Raw genomic sequence first — 22422 nt, forward strand, 5'->3', positions numbered from 1 at the left:
CCCTACTCCCCCGCCTCGCGGTGCTCACCGGATCTGATGACCTGGGTCTTGCGGTGCTCGTCGTCGAGCAGGTCGAACAGCTCGCTGTCGGTGACGTCGTCGAGGTCGCCGTCGGCGCCGCCCGGGTCGTGCCCGGCCGTCCACGACGCGAGCAGCTCCGCCAGGCGCGCGGCGATCCCGTCGCGGTCGGCGCCCTCCCCGGCGCTGTCCAGGGTGGACTTCAGCCGGTCCAGCGCGGTCAGCACGGGGTCCGGCGCGGCGGCGTCCAGGCGGTCGCGCAGGTGCTCGGCGAGCCGTTCCGGGGTCGGGTGGTCGAAGACGAGCGTGGCGGGCAGCGCCAGCCCGGTCGCGGCGGTGAGCCGGTTGCGCAGCTCGACGGCGGTCAGCGAGTCGAACCCGAGGTCCGTGAACGCCTGGCGCGGGGCGACGGCGGCGGAGGAGGCGTGGCCGAGGACGTGGGCGACCGCGCGCAGCACCACGTCGCGCACGTCCCCGGTCGGGTTCGCCGCGCGGTGGCGCGGGCGGACCAGCGAGCGCAGCACCGCGGGCGGGTCGGTGAGGCGGCGCAGGGCCGGCGGGTCGAACCGGATCGGCACCAGCGCCGGTTCCCCGGCGGCCAGGGCGGCGTCGAACAACTCCAGGGCGGCGTCGGTGTCCAGCGGCGCCACGCCCGCGGCGGCGATCCGCCGCCGGTCGAGGTCGGTGAGCCCGTCGGTCATGCCGCCCCGCGCCCACTGGCCCCACGCGAGCGACACGGCGGGCAGGCCGCGGGCGTGCCGGTGCGCGGCCAGGCCGTCGAGGAACGCGTTCGCGGCGGCGTAGTTGGCCTGCCCCGGCCCGCCGAGCACCCCGGCGGCGGAGGAGAACAGCACGAACGCGTCCAGGTCGCCGGTCAGCTCGTGCAGGTGGCGGGCGGCGTCGGCCTTGGCCGCCCAGACCGCGGCGAACCGGTCGGCGTCCAGGGACTCGACCACGCCGTCGTCCAGCACGCCGGCCGCGTGCACGACGGCGGTGACCGGGTGCTCGGCGAGGAGCCGGGCCACGGCGGCGCGGTCGCCCACGTCGCAGGCGACGACCTCGGCACCCAGCTCGGCGGCGAGGTCGGCGGCGCCCGGCGCGGCCGGCCCGAGGCGGCTGACCAGCACGAGGCGGGTGACGCCGTGCCGGGCGGCGAGGTGGCGGGCGACCGTCGCGCCCAGGCCGCCCGTGCCGCCGGTGACGAGCACCGTGCCGCCGGGGTCGAACGCGGGCGGTGGGGCCGTGACCTCGGCGCGTTCGAGGCGGGGCACGTGGGTCCGCCCGGCGCGGACGGCCACCTCCGTCTCGTCGCCCGCGGCGGGCCGGGGGTCGGCGTCGGTGTCGGCCAGGGCGAACCGCCCGGGGTGCTCGGCGGCGGCGGAGCGGACCAGGCCCCACACGGCGGCGGCGCGCGGGTCGACGTCCTCGCCGTGCACCGACACCGCGTCGCGGGTGACCACCACCAGGCGGGCGTCCCCCGGTGCGGCCAGGAAGTCCTGCACGGCCCGCAACGCGTCCACCGGGTCGGTGGCGTGGTGGTAGCGGTCGGACTCCCGGACCCGCGGGGTGGGTGCCTCCGGCCAGGTGACCCGGTACAGGGCGTGGTCGCGCCGGGTGGCCGCCGGGGCGCGCAGGGTCAGGGACTCGACGTCGGCGACCGGTTCGCCGGACGGGCCGACGAGGCTGACGCGGTAGGTGTCGGGGCCGGTGGCGGCCAGCCGGGCGCGGACGGCGGAGCGGCCGGCCGCCCACACCGCGACCCCGGTGAACGAGAACGGCACCTTCGGGCGGTCGTCGGCGACCGTGACCGCCTGGAGGACGGCGTCCAGCAGCGCCGGGTGCAGCGCGAACCGGTCGGCGTCGACGGGCAGCTCGACCTCGGCGAACAGGTCGTCGCCCGCCCGGCCGACCGCGCGCAGGCCGCGGAAGGTCGGCCCGTACTCGAACCCGGCGTCGGCCAGGGCGTCGTGGAACCCGTCGAGGTCGACCGCGTCGCCGGTCCCGGTCCACGGCTCCGGCGGCGCGCTCCCCGCCGCCAGCGCGCCGGTGGCGTGCCGCACCCAGTCGCCGTCGGTCTTCGAGTGCACGGTGACGCCGCGCCGCCCGTCGACCGGCGGACCGACCGCGATGCGCACGTCGACCGGGCCGTCGAGCACCAGCGGGGCCTCCAGCACCAGTTCCGCGACCACCGGGCAGTCCACCTCCCGCCCCGCCCGCAGGGCCAGCTCCACGAACGCCGTGCCCGGCAGCAGCGCGGACCCGAGGACCCGGTGCTCGGCCAGCCACGGCTGGGCGGTCGGCGACAGCTGCCCGGTCAGCACGACGCCCTGGTCGTCGGGCAGCTCCACCACCGCGCCCAGCAGCGGGTGGTCGGCGGTGCCGAGCCCGGCGGCGGCGACGTCGGCGCTCCCGGTGGGCGTCAGCCAGAACCGCTCGTGCCGGAACGCGTAGGCGGGCAGTTCGGCGTGCCCGGTGGGCAGGGTCCACTCCGCGCCCTCGGCCCACGCCCGGCCCAGCGCGGCCAGGACGCGGTCCTCGTCGTCGCGCCGCATCACCGCGTTGGGCACCAGCGACGGGTGCGGGCCGATCTCCAGCAGCGCCGTGACGCCGTTGCCGCGCAACCAGTCCAGCGCGTCGCCGAACCTCACCGCCTCCCGCGCCTGGCGCACCCAGTAGGCCGGGGTGGTCATGTCGGTGGGGTCGCCGGTCACCGTGGACACGACGGGGAGCGTGGGCGGGTGGTAGGTCAGGGTTTCGGCGACCCGGGCGAACTCGGCGAGCATCGGCTCCACCCGGGCCGAGTGGAACGCGTGGCTCACGGCCAGCCGCCGGGTCCGCCGGCCCGGCCGCTCCCACCGGTCCGCGACCGCCAGGACCGCGTCCTCGTCACCGGAGACCACCACGGCGTCGGGGCCGTTGACCGCCGCGATCGTCACGCCCTCGGGCAGCGTCCCCGCGACCTCGGCCTCCGAGGCGCGCAGGGACGCCATCGCCCCGCCCGGCGGCAGTTCCTGCATCAACCGCCCTCGCGCGGACACCAGCGTGCAGGCGTCCTCCAGGCTCAACACCCCGGCCACGTGCGCGGCGGCGATCTCCCCGACCGAATGCCCCACCAGGTAGTCCGGGCGCATCCCCAGCGACTCGACCAGCCGGTAGAGCGCCACCTCGATCGCGAACAACCCCGCCTGCGTGTACCGCGTCTGGTCCAGGTCGACGTCCCACAGCCGCAGGTCGAGCCGGTCGCACACCTCGTCCAGGACCCGGGCGAACACCGGCTGGGCGTCGTGGAGGCGTCGCCCCATGCCGGACCACTGCGCCCCCTGGCCCGAGAACACGAACGCGGTCCTGCCGCCGCCCGTCTCGACCACCGCGTCACCCCGCGCCACGGCGTCGAGGTCGGCGGCGAGCCGGTCCGGGTCGGTCAGCGCGACCCGGTACGGCAACCGCGCCCGCGACGCCAACGCCGCACCCACCGCCGGATCACCCACGAACCCCCGCAACCGCACCGCCTGCGCCCGCACCGCCTCCGAAGACTTCGCCGACAACAACCACGGCACCCACACCGGCGACACAACGGCCTCCGGCTCCGGCTCCGGCTGCTCCAGGATCACGTGGGCGTTGGTGCCGCTGATCCCGAACGACGACACCCCCGCGCGGCGCGGACGCCCCGTCTCCGGCCACGGCGTCGCCTCGGTGAGCAGCCGCACGTCACCGCTCTCCCAGTCCACGTGCGTGGTGGGCCGGTCGACGTGGAGGGTGCGCGGCAGCGTGCCGTGACGCATGGCCTCGATCATCTTGATCACACCGGCGACACCGGCCGCGGCCTGCGTGTGCCCGATGTTCGACTTCACCGACCCCAGCCAGAGCGGTTCGGCGCGGTCGGCGCCGTAGGTCGCCAGGAGGGCTTGCGCCTCGATCGGGTCGCCCAGCGTCGTACCGGTCCCGTGCGCCTCGACGGCATCGACGTCGGACGGTCGCAGACCCGCGTTCGCCAACGCCTGCCGGATCACCCGCTCCTGCGACGGACCGTTGGGCGCGGTCAACCCGTTCGACGCCCCGTCCTGGTTCACCGCCGTGCCCGCCAGCACCGCCAACACCCGGTGACCGTTGCGGCGCGCGTCCGACAGCCGCTCCAGCAGCACCAGCCCCGAGCCTTCCGCCCAACCGGTGCCGTCGGCCGCGTCCGCGAACGACTTGACCCGCCCGTCCGGGGCCAGACCGCGTTGACGGGAGAACTCGACGAACCCGGACGGCGTCACCATCACCGTCACCCCGCCGGCCAGGGCCAGGTCGCACTCCCCCGACCGCAGCGCCTGCGCCGCCAGGTGCATCGCCACCAACGACGACGAACACGCCGTGTCCACCGACACCGCCGGACCTTCCAGCCCCAGCAGGTAGGACACCCGGCCCGAGGTCACGCTCGTGGCCGTACCGGTGGACAGGTAGCCCTCCAGGTCGGCGGCCTGCGCCCCGCCGCCGTAACCCGACGACCAGATGCCGGTGAACACGCCGGTCCGGCTGCCGCGCAACGAGGTCGGGTCGATCCCGGCGTGCTCGAACGCCTCCCACGCCGTCTCCAACAACACCCGCTGCTGCGGGTCCATCGCCAACGCCTCACGCGGCGAGATCCCGAAGAACCCGGCGTCGAACCCCGCCGCGTCACCCAGGAACCCGCCCGACCGCGTGTAACTCGTCCCCGGACCACCCTCCGGGTCGTACAACCCCGCCAGGTCCCAACCCCGGTCGGCAGGGAAATCGCCGATCGCGTCCACACCCCCCGACACCAACCCCCACAACTCCGCCGCCGAACCGACACCACCCGGGTACCGGCACCCCATCCCGACCACCACCACCGGGTCGCCCGTCACGGCCGCCGCGACCGGTTCCTCGACCCGGCGCTCCCGGCCCAGCAGGACCCGGCGCAGGTGCTCGGCCAGGGCGGCCGGGGTCGGGTGGTCGAACGTCACGGTCGCGGGCAGCGCCACGCCGAGCGCGGCGGACAGCCGGTTGCGCAGCTCGACGGCGGTCAGCGAGTCGAACCCGAGGTCCTTGAACGCCCGCTGCGGGGCGACGGCCCCGGACCGGCCCAGGACCACGGCGGTGTGCGAACCGACCAGGTCGAGCACCACGGCGTGCTGGTCGGCCTCGGGCAGCGACGCGAGCCGGCCCGCCCAGCCGGTGTCCGCGCCCCGGCGGGCGCGGCGGGTCAGCCCGCGCAGCGCCGGGGCCGTCAGGTCGAGGCGGGCGGGCACCAGCGCGGGACCGCCGTCGCCCAGGGCGGCGTCGAACAGCGCCAGCGCGTGCTCGGTGGACATCGGCACGACGCCGGAGCGTTCGAGGCGGGCCCGGTCGGCGTCGGTGAGGTGACCGGTCAGGCCGCTGTCCTGCGCCCACTGGCCCCACGCCAGCGACACGGCGGGCAGGCCCAGGGCGTGCCGGTGGGCCGCGAGCGCGTCCAGGAAGGCGTTGGCGGCGGCGTAGTTGGCCTGCCCCGGCCCGCCGAGCACCCCGGCCGCCGAGGAGAACAGCACGAACGCCTTCACGTCGCCGACCAGCTCGTGCAGGTGCCACGCGGCGTCGACCTTGGGCCGCAGCACGTCGTGCAGGCGCTGCGGGGTCAGCGAGGTCACCACGCCGTCGTCCAGCACGCCGGCCGCGTGCACCACGGCGGTCAGGTCGGGGATCTCCGCGAGCACGTCGGCGAGCGCGGCCCGGTCGGTCACGTCGCACGCGACGACGGACACGTCCGCGCCCTCGATCTCCACCGCACCACCCCGGCGGCCCAGCAGCACGAGCCGCCGGACGCCGTGCCGGGCCACCAGGTGCCGGGCCAGCAGCAGGCCCAGGGTGCCGGTGCCGCCGGTGATCAGCACGGTGCCGTCCGGGTCGAGGGTGCCGGGTTCGGCCGCCACGCGCGTGAGCCGGGCCGCGAGCACCGCGTCACCCCGGACCGCCGCCTGGAACTCGTCGGCGGGCACCAGGACCTCGCCGTCGTGGTCGACGTCGAGCAGCGCGAACCGACCCGGGTGCTCGGCCTCGGCGGCCCGGACCAGCCCCCACACCGACGCGGCGGCGAGGTCGCCCCCGTCCACCGCGCCGCGCGTGACGACGACGAGCCTGCCGTCCGCCGAGGTGCGCAGGAAGTCCTGGACGACGGCCAGGGTCTCCTCCACGAGGGTGTGCGCGGCCCGGACCGGATCGATCCCGGACGGGCTGACCACGTGGTGGACGACCGTGTGCGGGACGGCCGCGTGCGGGACGAGCGGCGCGGTGACGGGCACCCAGTCGAGGCGGAACAGGCGGTTGTCGCGCGCCCGGAAGTCCGCCGTCATCGGCCGCACGGTCAGCGCCTCCACCACGGCGACGGGTTCGCCCGCGTCGGTGGCCAGCACGACCCGGTAGGTGTCGCGCCCGGTCGGCGTGAGCCGGACCCGCACCGCGGACACGCCCGCTTTCAGCACCGCGACCCCCGCGAACGAGAACGGCACCGCACCGGCGGCGACCAGCGCGAGGGGCTGCAACGCGGCGTCGAACAGGGCCGGGTGGAGGTCGAACGCGTCATCGGCGGGCAAGGTGACCTCGGCGGGCAGCGCGACCTCGGCGAGCAGGTCGGCACCGTGCCGCCACACCGCGCGCACGCCCTCGAACGCCGGGCCGTACTCGTAGCCGCGAGCGGCGAGGTCGTCGTAGAAACCGGCGAGGTCGACGGGTTCGGCGTCCGACGGCCAGGTCCACGCCGGTGTCGCGGGCACCTCGACGCCGAGCGTGCCGCGAGCGTGCCGCACCCAGGTGTCGTCGGTGCGGGAGTGGATCGTGACCTCGTTCCCGTCGACCACGACCTGGACCGACACCGGACCCAGCACCAGCGGGGCCTCCAGCAGCAGTTCTTCCACCACGGGCCGGCCGACCTGGTCCCCGGCGCGCCGGGCCAGTTCCAGGAACCCGGTGCCGGGCAGCAGCACGGACCCGTGGACGGCGTGGTCGGCCAACCACGGCTGGGTGGCGGTGGACAGCCGCCCGGTGAGCACGACGCCCCGGCCGGCGGCGAGTTCCACGGCCGCGCCGAGCAGCGGGTGGTCGGTCGCGTCGAGCCCGGCCGCGACCACGTCGGCGGACCCCGCCGAGGCGTTCATCCAGTAGTGCTCGTGCTGGAACGGGTAGGTGGGCAGGTCCAGGTGTCCGGGGGGCGCGGGCCAGACGACGTCCACGCCGGCGACGAACAGCCGAGCGGCAGCGGTGTCGAAGTCACTGTGGTCGCGGCGCAGGGTGCCGGTGGCGAACGGGACGTCCAGCGCGGGCACCAGCACCGGGTGCGGGCTCACCTCCACGAAGACGTCGTGCCCTGCCGTCGTCAACGCCTCGACGGCCCGGTCGAACCGCACCGGTTCACGCAGGTTGCGGTACCAGTACTCGGCATCGACCATTCCCACCAGGCCATCGGTCACCGTGGAATAGAACGGAACCTGGGCGTCGAGTGGCCTGATGTCCGCCAGATCGGCCAGCAGACGTTCGCGAAGAGCCTCCACCTGCGCCGAATGCGCCGCGTAGCTCACCGGAATACGCCGAGCCCGCACGTCCTCCCGGCCGCAGACCTCCAACAACTCCGCCAACGCGCCAGGCTCACCCGACACGACCACGGCGGTGGACGAGTTGACCACCGCCACCGACAGCCGATCACCCCACCGCGACAGCAGCTCGGAGTCCGCCGGCAAGCCGACCGAGACCATGCCGCCCAGACCCGAGATCGCCACCAAAGCCTTGCTGCGCAACGCGACCACCCGAGCCGCGTCCTCCAACGACAACGCCCCAGCCACATAAGCCGCCGCGATCTCACCCTGCGAGTGACCCACCACCGCATCCGGCTCGACGCCGTAGGAACGCCACAACGCGGCCAAACCGACCATCACCGCGAACAACGCCGGCTGCACCACATCCACGCGGTCCAACTCGCCGCCGTCCAAGACCTCCACCAACGACCAGTCCACATGCGGCGCGAGAGCCTGCGCACACGCGTCGATCGCCTCCCGGAACACCGGCTCGACCACGTACAACTCACGACCCATGCCGACCCACTGCGCGCCCTGACCAGGGAACACGAACACCGTCCGGCGCGGCGACCCCGCCATACCGGTCACCACGTCCGACCCGAGGATCGCCGCACGATGCTCGAACCGCGCCCGACCGGCCAGGGCCTGACCGATCCCCGCCACCCCAGGCCGGGCCGCCGCGAACTCCCGCACCCGCCGCACCTGCTCCAGCAAAGCGGTCTCGCTCTTCGCCGACACCACCCAGGGCAGGTCCACGACGTCCACCGGAGCATCCGGTGCCTGTTCGAGGATGACGTGCGCGTTCGTGCCGCTGACCCCGAACGACGACACCCCCGCGCGGCGCGGACGACCCGTCCCCGGCCACGGCGTCGCCTCGGTGAGCAGCCGCACGTCTCCGGCCGACCAGTCCACGTGCGGCGTCGGCTCGTCCACGTGCAACGTCTTCGGCAGCACGCCGTGCCGCAACGCCATCACCATCTTGATCACACCGGCGACACCGGCGGCGGCCTGGGTGTGCCCGATGTTCGACTTGAGCGAGCCCAGCCACAACGGCTCCGCACGATCAGCCCCGTACGTGGCCAACAACGCCTGCGCCTCGATCGGGTCACCCAGCGTCGTGCCGGTCCCGTGCGCCTCCACCGCATCCACATCGGACGGTCGCAGACCGGCGTTCGCCAACGCCTGCCGGATCACCCGTTCCTGCGACGGGCCGTTGGGCGCGGTGAGGCCGTTCGACGCGCCGTCCTGGTTCACCGCCGATCCGGCGAACACCGCCAGCACCCGGTGACCGTTGCGGCGCGCGTCCGACAGCCGTTCCAGCAGCACCAGCCCGGAGCCCTCGCCCCAGCCGGTGCCGTCGGCCGACGCGGAGAACGCCTTGCACCGGCCATCGGCCGACAGCCCGCGCTGGCGCGAGAACTCGGTGAACCCCAACGGGTTCACGATCACCGTGACGCCACCGGCCAGCGCGAGATCGCACTCCCCCGACCGCAGCGCCTGCGCCGCCAGGTGCATCGCCACCAGCGACGACGAGCACGCGGAGTCCACCGACAGCGCCGGACCGCGCAGGCCCAGGTGGTAGGCGACCCGGCCGGACGTCACGCTCGGCGAGATGCCGGTGGCGAGGTAGCCCTCGGCGTCACGCGGCGCGAGGTCGGCGTTGCCCCCGTACCCGGAGGACCACAGCCCGGTGAACACCCCGGTCTGACTTCCCCGCAGCGAGGTCGGGTCGATCCCGGCGTGCTCGAACGTCTCCCACGCCGTCTCCAACAACACCCGCTGCTGCGGGTCCATCGCCAACGCCTCACGCGGCGAGATCCCGAAGAACTCCGCGTCGAACCCCGCCACATCCGACAGGAACCCACCCGAACGCGTATAACTCGTCCCCGGATGATCCGGATCAGGGTGGAACAACCGCTCCACATCCCACCCACGATCAGACGGGAACCCGCCGATCGCGTCCACACCCCCCGACACCAACCGCCACAAACCCTCCGGCGACCCCACACCACCCGGCAGACGACACCCCATACCCACGATCACCACCGGGTCGTCGTCCACCGCCTGGACCACCGGGGCGGCCACCTCGCGGCGGGTGCCCGCGACCCGGTCACGCAGGTGGTCGGCCAGCTCCTCGGGGGTCGGGTGGTCGAAGACCAGCGTGGCGGGCAACCGCAGCCCGGTCGCCGACGCCAACCGGTTGCGCAGCTCCACCGCCGTCAGCGAGTCGAAGCCCAGGTCCCGGAACGCCAGCCGGGGGGTGACCGCGGCGGCGTGGGTGTGCCCGAGCACGGCCGCGGTGTGGGTGGTGACCAGCGCCAGCAGGTCGGCCTCCGGCGCGGCGGGCGGCGGGAGGGCGCGGGTCGTGCGGGTGGTCAGGTGGGCGGTGGTCACGGCCGGTTCACCGCCGGCCAGGGCCGCGTCGAAGAGCGCGAGCGCCTGCGAGGTCGTCATCGGCGCGATGCCGGCGCGGGCGAAGCGCTCCTCGTCGGTCGCGGTGAGGTGCGCGGTCATCCCGCTGCTCTCGGCCCAGTACCCCCACGCCATCGACACGGCGGGCAGGCCGAGTGCGTGCCGGTGCCGGGCCAGGGCGTCGAGGTAGGAGTTGGCCGCCGCGTAGTTGGCCTGCCCGGGGGTGCCCAGCACGCCGGCGGCGGCGGAGAACAGCACGAACGCGTCCAGGTCGCCGGTCAGCTCGTGGAGGTGCCACGCGCCGTCCACCTTGGGCCGCAGCACCCCGGCCAGCCGCTCGGTGGTGAGCCCTTCCACCACGGCGTCGTCGAGCACCCCGGCGGCGTGCACCACCACCCTCAGGTCCGGGACGGACGCCACCAACTCCGCGACCTGCCCGCGATCCGACACGTCGCACGCCACCACCCGCACCTCGGCGTCCAACACCGGAACCGGACCACCACGACGGCTCACCAGCACCAACCGCCGGACACCGTGCCGCTCGACCAGGTGCCGCGCCACCGCCAACCCCAACGTCCCCGTACCACCGGTGATCAGCACCGTGCCCTCGGCGAGGTCGGGCACGGTGAGCACGAGCTTGCCGACGTGCCCGGCCCGGCTCATCAGCCGGAACGCGTCCGCCGCGCGCCGGAGGTCGGTGGTCGCGATCGGCGGCAGCCGGAACACGCCCTCGGCGAACAGCCGCAGCACTTCGGCCAGCACCTCGCCCAGGTGCGCGGGGTCGGCGTCGTTGAGGTCGAACGCCCGGTAGTTCACCCCTTCGGGGGTGCGGACGTCGGTCTTGCCCATCTCCACGAACCGGCCGCCCGGCGCGAGCAGCCGCAACGACGCGTCGGTGAACTCACCCGCCAACGAGTTCAACACCACGTCCACACCCGGGAAACGCCCCTCGAACTCCACCGTCCGCGACGAGGCGATGTGCCCGTCGTCCAACCCCAAGCCGCGCAGCACGTCCCACTTGCCGGGACTCGCCGTCGCGAACACCTCCGCACCCAGGTGCCGCGCCAACTGGATCGCCGCCACGCCGACGCCACCCGCGCCGGAGTGGATCAGCACGCGGTCACCGGCCCGCAGGCCACCGAGGTCGACCAGGCCGTGCCACGCCGTCAGGAAGGCCACCGGCACGGCCGCCGCCTGCCCGAACGACCACCCGTCCGGGACCGGCGCCAGCAACCGGTGGTCCGCCACCGCACGCGGACCGAACGCACCCGGCACCAACCCGAACACCCGATCACCGGGACGGAAGGGAACACCCGGACCGACGTCCAGGACCGTCCCGGCGGCCTCACCGCCCAGCGGTGCCGCGCCGGGGTACATCCCCAGCGCGATCAGCACGTCCCGGAAGTTCACCCCCGCCGCGCGCACCCGGACGCGCACCTGGCCCGGTTCCAGCGGCCCTTCGGCGACGTCGGCGAACACCAGGTCGTCCAGGCTGCCCGTGCCGGACTCGACCAGCCGCCACGGGCCGTCGAGCGACGGCGGGCGCGGGCTGAACGACGCCTGCCGGGGCACGAGGGCGGTGCCGCCGCGCAGGGCCAACTCCGGCTCGTCACCCGCCACCGCGGCGGCGGTCGCCGCCTGCTCGGGTGTCGCGTCGCCGTCCAACTCGACCAGCGCGAACCGCCCGGGGTGCTCGGCGGCGGCACTGCGGACCAAACCGCGCACCGCCGCGCCCGCCGGGTCCGCCGCGCGGACGGGCACCACCAGGCGGGCCGGGTCGTCGGAGCGCAGGTGGTCCTGCACCAGGGTCAGGGCCTGCCGGGTGAGGGCGTGCGCGGACCCGGCGTCGGCCGCCCCGGCGAGGACCGGCGCGAGCCGCACCGGCACGGGCGGGGCCTCGGCCGGCGGCACCCAGTCCGTCCGCAGCAGCGTGACCCGGGCGGCCGGGCGCACGGTCAGGGCGTCGATGGTCGCCACCGGCGCGTCCGCGAGGTCGGTCACGGTCGCGGTGAAGGTGTCCGGTCCGGTGCGCGCCAAGTGGACCCGGGCCACCGAGACGCCCAGCGCGTGCACGGCCACACCGGTCAAGGAGAACGGCAGTCGCACCCGGTGGTCAGGGTGCAGCAGGACGACCGGTTGCAGCGCCGCGTCCAGCAACGCCGGGTGCAGGCCGAACCCGGTGCCGTCGGGCACGTGCACCTCGGCGAACACCTCGTCGTCACCGTGCTCAAGCGTGCGGATGCCCCGGAACGCCGGGCCGTACTGGTAGCCGAGGGCGGAGAGGTGGTCGTAGAAGGCGTCCGGATCGACCTGCGCGCCGCCGGGCGTCCACGGGGACGCGGTGGCGGGACGACCCGGTTCCAGCGTCCCGGACGCGTGGCGGGTCCACTCGCCGTCGACCCGGGAGTGCACCGACACCGGCCGCCGGTCCGCGTCGTCCGGCGCGCCCACGGACACCTGGACGGGGGTGGGCCGGTCGGTCAGGACCAACGGCGCGTGCAGGACGAGGTCGGCCACGGCCGGGTGCCCCAGCGCGCGTCCGGCCGTGGTGACCAGCTCCACGAACGCCGTTCCGGGCAGCAGGACCGTGCCGTCGACCGCGTGGTCGGCCAGCCACGGGTGGGTGCGGGTGGACAGCCGACCGGTCAGCACCGCGCCCCCGTCCGGCAGCGGGACGAGGTCGTCGAGCAACGGGTGCCCGAGGCTGGACTCCGAAGCGGTGCTGGTGAGCCAGTACCGCGTGCGTCGGAACGGGTAGGTGGGCAGGGTGATCCGGCCCGGTGCCGCCGGGGGCAGGTCGTGGCCGCGCACGACCAGCGCCGCGAGGGCCGTGCGGAAGTCGCCGTGGTCGCGGCGCAGGGTGCCGGTGGCGAACGGGACGTCCAGCGCGGGCACCAGCACCGGGTGCGGGCTCACCTCCACGAACACGTCGTGCCCTGCCGTCGTCAACGCCTCGACGGCCCGGTCGAACCGCACCGGTTCACGCAGGTTGCGGTACCAGTACTCGGCATCGACCATTCCCACCAGGCCATCGGTCACCGTGGAATAGAACGGAACCTGCGCGGCGAGTGGCCTGATGTCCGCCAGATCGGCCAGCAGACGTTCGCGAAGAGCCTCCACCTGCGCCGAATGCGCCGCATAGCTCACCGGAATACGCCGAGCCCGCACGTCCTCCCGGCCGCAGACCTCCAACAACTCCGCCAACGCGCCAGGCTCACCCGACACGACCACGGCCGTAGACGAGTTGACCACCGCCACCGACAGCCGATCACCCCACCGCGACAACAACTCCGAGTCCGGCGGCACAGCCACCGACACCATCCCACCCAGACCGGAGATCGCCACCAAAGCCTTACTGCGCAACGCGACCACCCGCGCCGCGTCATCGAGCGACAACGCCCCAGCCACATAAGCCGCCGCGATCTCACCCTGCGAGTGACCCACCACCGCATCCGGCTCGACGCCGTAGGAACGCCACAACGCGGCCAAACCGACCATCACCGCGAACAACGCCGGCTGCACCACATCCACGCGGTCCAACTCGCCGCCGCCCAGGACCTCCACCAACGACCAGTCCACATGCGGCGCGAGAGCCTGCGCACAGGCGTCGATCGCCTCCCGGAACACCGGCTCGGCCGCGTACAACTCACGACCCATACCCACCCACTGAGCACCCTGACCCGGGAACACGAACACCGACTTGCCGAGCCCGGACGCCACCCCCGTCACCACGTCCGGCCCGAGGATCACCGCCCGGTGCTCGAACCGGGCACGCCCCGCCAGAGCCCGGCCGATCCCCACCACACCCGGATGAGCAGCCGCGAACTCCCGCACCCGCCGCACCTGCTCCAGCAACGCCGACTCGGTCTTCGCCGACACCAACCACAACGGGACGTCGACGGGTTCCGAGGACTCCGGCACGTGCTCCAGGATGACGTGCGCGTTCGTACCGCTGATCCCGAACGCGGACACCCCGGCCCGTCGTGGCCGCCCGGTCTCCGGCCACGGTGTCGCCTCGGCGAGCAGCCGCATGTTCCCCGCCGACCAGTCCACGTGCGGCGTCGGCTCGTCCACGTGCAACGTCTTCGGCAGCAGACCGTGCCGCATCGCCTCGACGACCTTGATCACACCCGCCACACCCGCCGCGGCCTGGGTGTGACCGATGTTCGACTTCACCGACCCCAACCACAACGGCTCCGCGCGGTCGGCCCCATACGTGGCCAACAACGCCTGCGCCTCGATCGGGTCACCCAGCGTCGTGCCGGTGCCGTGCGCCTCCACCACATCCACATCGGACGGCCGCAGACCCGCGTTCGCCAACGCCTGCCGGATCACCCGCTCCTGCGACGGACCGTTCGGAGCCGTCAACCCGTTCGACGCCCCGTCCTGGTTCACCGCCGTCCCCGCCAGCACCGCCAACACCCGGTGACCGCGCCGCCGCGCGTCCGACAGCCGTTCCACCAGCACCAGACCCGCCCCCTCGGCCCACCCGGCTCCGTCGGCCGCGGCGGCGAAGGACTTGCTGCGGCCGTCCGGCGCGCTCGCGCCCTGCCGGGACATCTCGGTGAACAGCGACGGGGTGGCGTTGATCGTCACGCCGCCGGCGAGGGCCAGGTCGCACTCCCCCGACCGCAGGGCCTGCGCCGCCAGGTGCAGTGCCACCAGCGACGACGAGCAGCCGGTGTCCAGCGACAGCGCGGGTCCTTCCAGGCCGAGCAGGTAGGCCAGGCGGCCGGAGCCGATGCTGGTCGCCGTGCCGGTGACCTGGTAGCCCTCCAGGTCGTCGGGGATCGGGCCGGTGGCGTACCCGGTGGACCAGATGCCGGTGAACACCCCGGTCCGGCTGCCGCGCAACGAGGTCGGGTCGATGCCCGCGTGCTCGAACGCCTCCCACGCCGTCTCCAACAACACCCGCTGCTGCGGGTCCATCGCCAACGCCTCACGCGGCGAGATCCCGAAGAACTCCGCGTCGAAACCGGCCGGGTCGGCGAGGAACCCGCCGTGCCGGGTGGTCGAGGTGCGCGGGCGGGTCGCGGTGGGGTCGTGGAGGCGTTCGAGGTCCCAGCCCCGGTCGTCGGGGAACGTGCCGATGGCGTCCGCGCCCTCGGACACGAGCCGCCACAGGTCGTCGGGCGACTCGACGCCGCCGGGGTAGCGGCAGCCCATGCCGACGATCGCGAGGGGTTCGTCGGTCGCGCTGGTCGGGGTGACGACCGCCGCGGTGCCCTCCCCGCGCAGGTGCGCGGCGAGGCGTTCGGGCGTGGGGTGGTCGAAGACGAGGGTGGCGGGCAGCGTGCGGCCCAGCGCCGCGCCGAGGCGGTTGCGCAGCTCCACCGCCGTGAGCGAGTCGAACCCGAGGTCCTTGAACGCCCGACCGGTGTCGACGACGTCCGGCGAGGCGTGCCCCAGCACGGCGGCCGTGTGCGTCCGGACCAGGGCGAGGACGTCGGTGCCCGGCCGCACGGCGACCGGCTCGGCGCGTTCCTCGCGGACCCGCGCCTCGGGCAGGTCGGCGAGCAGGGTGCCGGGCCGCTGCCTGGTGTAGGCGGGAGTGAACGCCGCCCAGTCCACGGGGGTGACCACCGCGTGCGGCACGTCCTGGTCGAGCACGGCGCGCAGCGCGGCGAGCGCACGCCCGGACGCCATCTCGCCCAGGCCGAGCAGCCGTCGTTGCCGCTGGACCGACTCCAGCGCGGCCATGCCGCCCTCGGCCCAGATGCCCCACGACACCGACGTGGTCGCCCGGCCCTGCGCGCGGTGCTGTGCGGCGAGGGCGTCGAGGTAGGTGTTCCCGGCCGCGTAGGCCGCGCCGTGGCCGTCGCCCCAGACCCCGGCCGTCGAGGAGAACAGCACGAGCGCGTCGAGGTCGGGCAGCAGGTCCGCCAGGTTGTTCGCACCGGTGACCTTGGCGTCGATCACGTCGGCGAACCCGGCCAGGTCGTCGTCCGCCAACCGGCTCGCCCTGATCGCGCCCGCCGTGTGGAACGCGGACCGGACCTCGCCGATCCCGTCGAGCAGGGCGGCGAGGGCGTCGCGGTCGGTCACGTCGCACGCGGCCACCGTGACGCGCGTCCCGGTCGCGGCCAGATCGGCGAGCAGGTCGGCCGCGCCGTCCGCGCCGCCGCGGCTGACCAGGACGAGGTGTTCCGCGCCCTGGGCGGCCAGCCACCGGGCCACCTGTGCGCCGAGTGCGCCCGTGCCGCCGGTGACCAGGGTGGTGCCCCCCGGTCGCCAGGTGCGGACCGGCGGGGTCGGGTGGGCGCGGCGGAGCCTGCGGGCGAAGACGCCGTCGTGACGGATCGAGAGCTGGTCCTCCGCGCCGGTGATCGCGGCGAGCAGCCGGCGCACGGAGACCGGGTCGGGGGTGTCCGGGACGTCGACCAGGCCACCCCAGCGGTCCGGGAACTCCAGCGCCGCCGAGAGGCCCACCCCCCACGCCAGCGCCTGTCGCGGGTGGTCGCCGAACGCGCCGCGCGTCACGCACCACAGGGGCGCGGACCGCCGCCGCACCGCCTCCAGGGTCCGGGCGAGCCCGGCGGGCACGGCCGGGTGGTCGGGGTGCGGTGAGTCGTCGAAGGCCAGGAAGGACAGCACCCCGTCCGCCTCGTCGGCCGGGTGGACGATCTCGACGCCGTTGTCCCGCAACGCCGCTACCGCGGCGTCGACCCACGGGTGGTGACCGTCGGGCGTGAGCACCGACCACCGCCCGGTCGGGGTTCCGGCGGGTGCCACGGGCGACCAGGCGACCTCGTACCGCCACGGGTCCGCCGGTGCCGCCGACGTGAGCCAGTGGGACTCGTGCTGGAAGGCGTAGGTGGGCAGGTCCACGCGGCCGGCGGGCGGCAGGGCGGACGTCCAGTCCACGTCCAGGCCCGCGACGAACAACCGTCCGGCCGCGGTGAGGAACTCCTCGTGCGCGCCCCGGTCGCGGCGCAGGGTGCCGGTGACGACCGCGGCGTCCAGCGCGGGCACCAGCACCGGGTGCGGGCTCACTTCGACGAAGACGTCGTGCCCGGACGCGGCCAGCGCTTCCACGGCCCGGTCGAACCGCACCGGTTCACGCAGGTTGCGGTACCAGTACTCGGCGTCGGCGGTCTCCACCAGTCCGTCGTCCACCGTGGAGCGGAACGGAACCCGAGCCTCCAACGGCCTGATGTCCGCCAGATCGGCCAACAACCGTTCCCGGACCGCCTCCACCTGGGCTGAGTGCGCCGCGTAGCTCACCGGAATGCGTCGAGCCCGCACGTCCTCCCGGTCGCAGACCTCCAACAACTCCGCCAACGCGTCCGGCTCACCCGACACGACCACGGCGGTGGACGAGTTCACCACCGCGACCGACAGCCGATCACCCCACCGCGACAGCAACTCCGAGTCCGCCGGCAAGCCGACCGAGACCATGCCGCCCAGACCCGAGATCGCCACCAAAGCCTTGCTGCGCAACGCGACCACCCGAGCCGCGTCCTCCAACGACAACGCCCCAGCCACATAAGCCGCCGCGATCTCACCCTGCGAGTGACCCACCACCGCATCCGGCTCGACGCCGTAGGAACGCCACAACGCGGCCAAACCGACCATCACCGCGAACAACGCCGGCTGCACCACGTCCACGCGGTCCAACTCGCCGCCGTCGAGGACCTCCACCAACGACCAGCCCACGTGCGGCGCAAGGGCTTGCGCACACGCGTCGATCGCCTCCCGGAACACCGGCTCGACCACGTACAACTCACGACCCATACCGACCCACTGCGCGCCCTGACCCGGGAACACGAACACCGTCCGACGCAGCGACCCCACCACGCCCGTCACCACGTCCGACCCCAGGACCGCCGCACGATGCGCGAACCGGGCACGCCGCGCCAAAGCCCGACCGATCCCCACCACACCGGGACGATCGGCCGCGAACTCCCGCACCCGCCGCACCTGCTCCAGCAACGCCGACTCGCTCTTCGCCGACACCAACCACAACGGGACGTCGACGACGGGTTCCGAGGACTCCGGGGACTCCGGCGCGTGCTCCAGGATGACGTGCGCGTTCGTACCGCTGATGCCGAACGCGGACACGGCGGCCCGGCGCGGCCGGCCGGTCTCCGGCCACGGTGTGGCCTCGGTGAGCAGGCGGACGTTCCCGGCCGTCCAGTCCACGTGCGGCGTCGGCTCGTCCACGTGCAGCGTGCGGGGTAGGACCCCGTGCCGCAGCGCCATCACCACCTTGATCACACCCGTGACACCGGCGGCGGCCTGGGTGTGGCCGATGTTCGACTTCACCGACCCCAGCCACAACGGCTCCGCGCGGTCCTGGCCGTAGGTGGTCAGCAGCGCGTGGGCCTCGATCGGGTCGCCGAGCGTCGTGCCCGTGCCGTGCGCCTCGACGGCGTCCACGTCGGACGGCCGCAGTCCGGCGTTCGCCAGCGCTTCGCGGATCACGCGCTCCTGCGAGGGCCCGTTGGGCGCGGTGAGGCCGTTGGACGCTCCGTCCTGGTTGACCGCGCTGCCCAGCACGACCGCCAGCACGCGGTGGCCGTTGCGCCGCGCGTCCGACAGGCGCTCCAGCAGCACCAGACCGGTTCCCTCGCTCCAGCTGGTGCCGTCGGCGGACGCGGAGAACGGCTTGCTGCGGCCGTCGGGCGCGAGCCCGCGTTGCCGGGAGAACTCGGTGAAGACGTCCGGGGTCGCCATGACCGTGACACCGCCCGCCAGGGCCAGGTCGCACTCCCCCGACCGCAGCGCCTGCGCCGCCAGGTGCATCGCCACCAGCGACGACGAGCACGCCGTGTCCACCGACAGCGCCGGACCGCGCAGGCCCAGGTGGTAGGCGACCCGGCCGGAGGTGACGCTGGTGGCCGTGCCGGTGATGAGGTAGCCCTCCACGTCCTCCGGTACGGGCGTGCCGACCGCGTAGCCCGAGGACCAGATGCCGGTGTAGACGCCCGTCCGGCTGCCGTGCAGGGCGGTCGGGTCGATGCCCGCGTGCTCGAACGTCTCCCACGCGGTTTCCAGCACCAGGCGCTGCTGCGGGTCCATCGCCAACGCCTCACGCGGCGAGATCCCGAAGAACCCGGCGTCGAACCCGGCCGCGTTGTCAAGGAACCCTCCCTTGCTCACGGCGCTGGTGCGGCCGCTGCGCAGTTCGGGGTCGTGGAGCCGGGCCAGGTCCCAGCCCCGGTCGGCGGGGAAGTCGCCGATCACGTCGCCTTCGCGCTCGACCAACCGCCACAGGTCCTCCGGCGAGCCGACCCCACCCGGTAACCGGCAGCCCATGCCGACGATGACGACCGGGTCGTCGTTCGGCGCGGTGACGGGTCCGGGTTCGTCGGCCCTGCCGCCGCGCAGGTGCGCCAGCAGGGCGGCGGGCGTCGGGTGGTCGTAGATGAGCCCGGACGGCAGCCGCAGGCCGAGCGCGCCGTTGACGCGGTCGCGCAGCTCGACGCCCATGACCGAGTCGAAACCCAACTCCTTGAAGGTGAGCGAGGGGTCGATGTCGGCGACGTCCGCGTGCCCGAGGACGGCCGCGATGGCGGCGGTCACCTGCTCGTCGGGATCGGCGCTCGGGTCAACGCCCGGGTGAACGCCCGGGTCGGTGTCCGGGTCGGCGCTCGGCCGGGCCGTCCGGGCCGCGCTCGGCTCGGTGGCCGGTGCCGCCGCCGGTTCGGGCGGCGCGGTGTCCAGCCAGTGACGGCGGCGTTGGAACGCGTAGGTGGGCAGGTCCACCGGCCTCGTCGTCACCGGGAAGGCGGCGGTGAGGTCGACGTGCCCGCCGGAGGCGAAGACCAGGCCCGCGGATGCCAGGAAGTCGCGGGTCCCGCCGTGGTCGCGGCGCAGCGTCCCGGTGACGACGCCCGCCCCCTCGATCGCGGGTGTCAACAGCGGGTGGGGGCTCACCTCGATGAACACGTCGTGGCCGGTGTCCAGCAGCGCGGCGGTCGCCAGGTCGAAGCGGACCGGGTCGCGCAGGTTGCGGTACCAGTAGTCGGCGTCCAGCCCCGCGGTGTCGAGGGGCCCACCGGTCACCGCCGAGCAGAACGGCACTTCGCCCGTCCGGGGGCGCACGTCCGCCAGATCGGCGAGCAACCGTTCCCGGACGGCGGACACCTGCGCCGAATGGGCGGCGTAATCGACCGGAACGGCGCGCGTCCGAATGCCCGCTTTCTCGCATTCCGCCGTCAACTCCGCCAACGCGGTCACCGAGCCGGACACGACGACCGAATCGGCGGAATTCACCACGGCGACCGTCAACCGGTTTTTCCAGGGCACCAGGAGCCGTTCGACTTCTTCCACCGGAAGTGTGACGGAAGTCATTCCACCTCGCCCGGCCAGCGTGGTAAGCGCGCGACTGCGCAAAGCCACGACTCGGGCCGCGTCGGCCAATGACAACGCGCCGGCGACGTGAGCGGCGGCGATCTCACCCTGTGAATGGCCGACCACCGCGTCGGGTTCGACGCCGTACGAACGCCACAGCGCGGCCAGCGAGACCGTCATCGCGAACAGGGCGGGCTGGACGACGTCCACGCGGTCCAGCGGGCCGTCGCGCAGGACGTCGACCAGGGACCAGTCGGTGTGCGGGGCGAGGGCCTCGGCGCACGCGTCGACCGCGGCGCGGAACACCGGTTCGGTCCCGTACAGCTCGCGACCCATGCCGACCCACTGCGCGCCCTGGCCGGGGAACACGAACACCGTGCGCCCCCGCCCCTCGGCGCGGCCGGTGACCAGCCCGGGTGCCTGGCGGCCTTCGGCGAGCGCGTCGAGCGCCCGGTCGCCGATCACCGCGGCGCGGTGCGCGAAGTGGGTGCGGGTGGTGGCCAAGGCGAGGCCGACCCCGGCGGGCGACAGCCCGGGGCGGGCGGCGAGGTGGTCGCGCAGGCGGGCGGCCTGGGCGCGCAACGCCTGCGGCGTCCGGCCCGACAGCACCCACGGGACCGCGGACGTCCCGGCCGCGTCGGGCGGCGCCCCCGCTCCCGGTGCGGCGGCCCCCGCTCCCGGTGCGGCGGCGACCGCTCCCGGTGCGGCGGCGACGATCACGTGGGCGTTGGTCCCACCCATGCCGAAGGACGACACACCGGCGACCAGCGGCCGGTCGGGGCGCGGCCACGCCGTCAGCTCGGTCGGCACGCGCAGCTTGAGCGCGTCGAACGGGATCGCGGGGTTGGGCGTGTCGTGGTGCAGGCTCGCGGGCAGCGCCCGGTGCCGGATGCTCAGCACGGTCTTGAGCAGGCCGACCACCCCGGCGGCGCCTTCGAGGTGGCCGACGTTGGTCTTCGCGGAGCCGACCAGCAGCTCGGTGGCCCGGCCGGCGTGGGCGGCGCCGAGACCGGCGGCCTCGACCGGGTCGCCCACGGGGGTGCCGGTCCCGTGCAGCTCGACGTACTGCACGTCGTCGGGCCGGACGCCCGCCCGGCTCAGCGCCTCCCGGACGACCTCGGCCTGGGCGTCGGCGCTGGGTACGGTGAGGCCGGGGGTCGCGCCGTCGTTGTTCACCGCGCTGCCGAGGATGACCGCGTGCACCGGGTCGCCGTCGGCGAGCGCCCCGGCCAGCGGTTTGAGCACGAGCACGCCACCACCCTCGCCGCGCGCGAACCCGTCGGCACCGGCGTCGAAGGTGCGGCCGCGGCCGTCCGGGGACAGCCCGCCGAACTCGACCGCGCTCGTCTCGCGGTCGGCGGTGAGGTTCAGGTTCACCCCGCCGACCAGCGCCAACCCGGTCTCGCCGCGCCGCAGGCTCTCGACCGCGAGGTGCACGGCGACCAGCGCGGAGGACTGCGCGGAGTCGACGGTCAGGCTGGGGCCCCGCAGGCCGAGGAAGTGCGACACGCGGTTGGCGATGACGCCCCGGTTCGTGCCGGTCGTGGTGTGCGGGGTGGGTCGGCTCAGCGCCGCGTAGTCGCCCCAGGTCGAGCCGATGAACACGCCGGTCCGGCCGCCGGCGAGCGTGCCGGGGACGACGCGCGCGTCCTCCAGCGCCTCCCACGCCAGCTCCAGCACCAGGCGCTGCTGCGGGTCCATCGCCGCCGCCTCGCGCGGTGAGATCCCGAAGAACGCCGCGTCGAACCCCGCCACGTCGTCGAGGAACCCCGCCGGCAGTCGCCCCGCGCGTCCCGGGGGCGGCGCGGTGACCGCGTCCCGCCCTTCCCGCAGCAACCGCCAGAAGGCGTCGGTGCCGGGCGCCTGCGGCAACCGGCAGGACATTCCGATGATCGCGATACGGCCATCTTCGGAAATCTCCATCGGGCCCTCCCCCACCGCACGCGCGAATGCGAGCCGTTCCGGACGAAATGAATGCGGTCCACGACGACCGCGGCTCGAAGAGTGGTTGCACGACAGCGAAATGAGCCGACCTGAACGTACCTCGGGTTCACGTGGCGCGGCTACGGCCGGCGCGCGTTCTCGGAATCACGCATCGGGTTCCCGATACTGCTCCTGGCACGCCGGCCGCGGTTCGGCTTCAATGTGG

At 74.4% G+C, this 22422-nt stretch carries 1 protein-coding gene; it reads right to left on the reverse strand.

Going from position 1 to position 22422, the window contains the following annotated elements; all coding sequences use genetic code 11:
* Nucleotides 1-2: 2 nt before the first annotated feature.
* A complete protein-coding gene (locus ACR807_RS01735; protein ID WP_438919374.1) occupies nt 3-22196 on the reverse strand; it encodes an SDR family NAD(P)-dependent oxidoreductase in 22194 nt (7397 codons plus the stop codon).
* Between the last annotated feature and the right edge of the window lie 226 nt (nt 22197-22422).

This window comes from Saccharothrix sabaoui (assembly GCF_051756985.1).
Classification (GTDB): Bacteria; Actinomycetota; Actinomycetes; order Mycobacteriales; family Pseudonocardiaceae; genus Actinosynnema.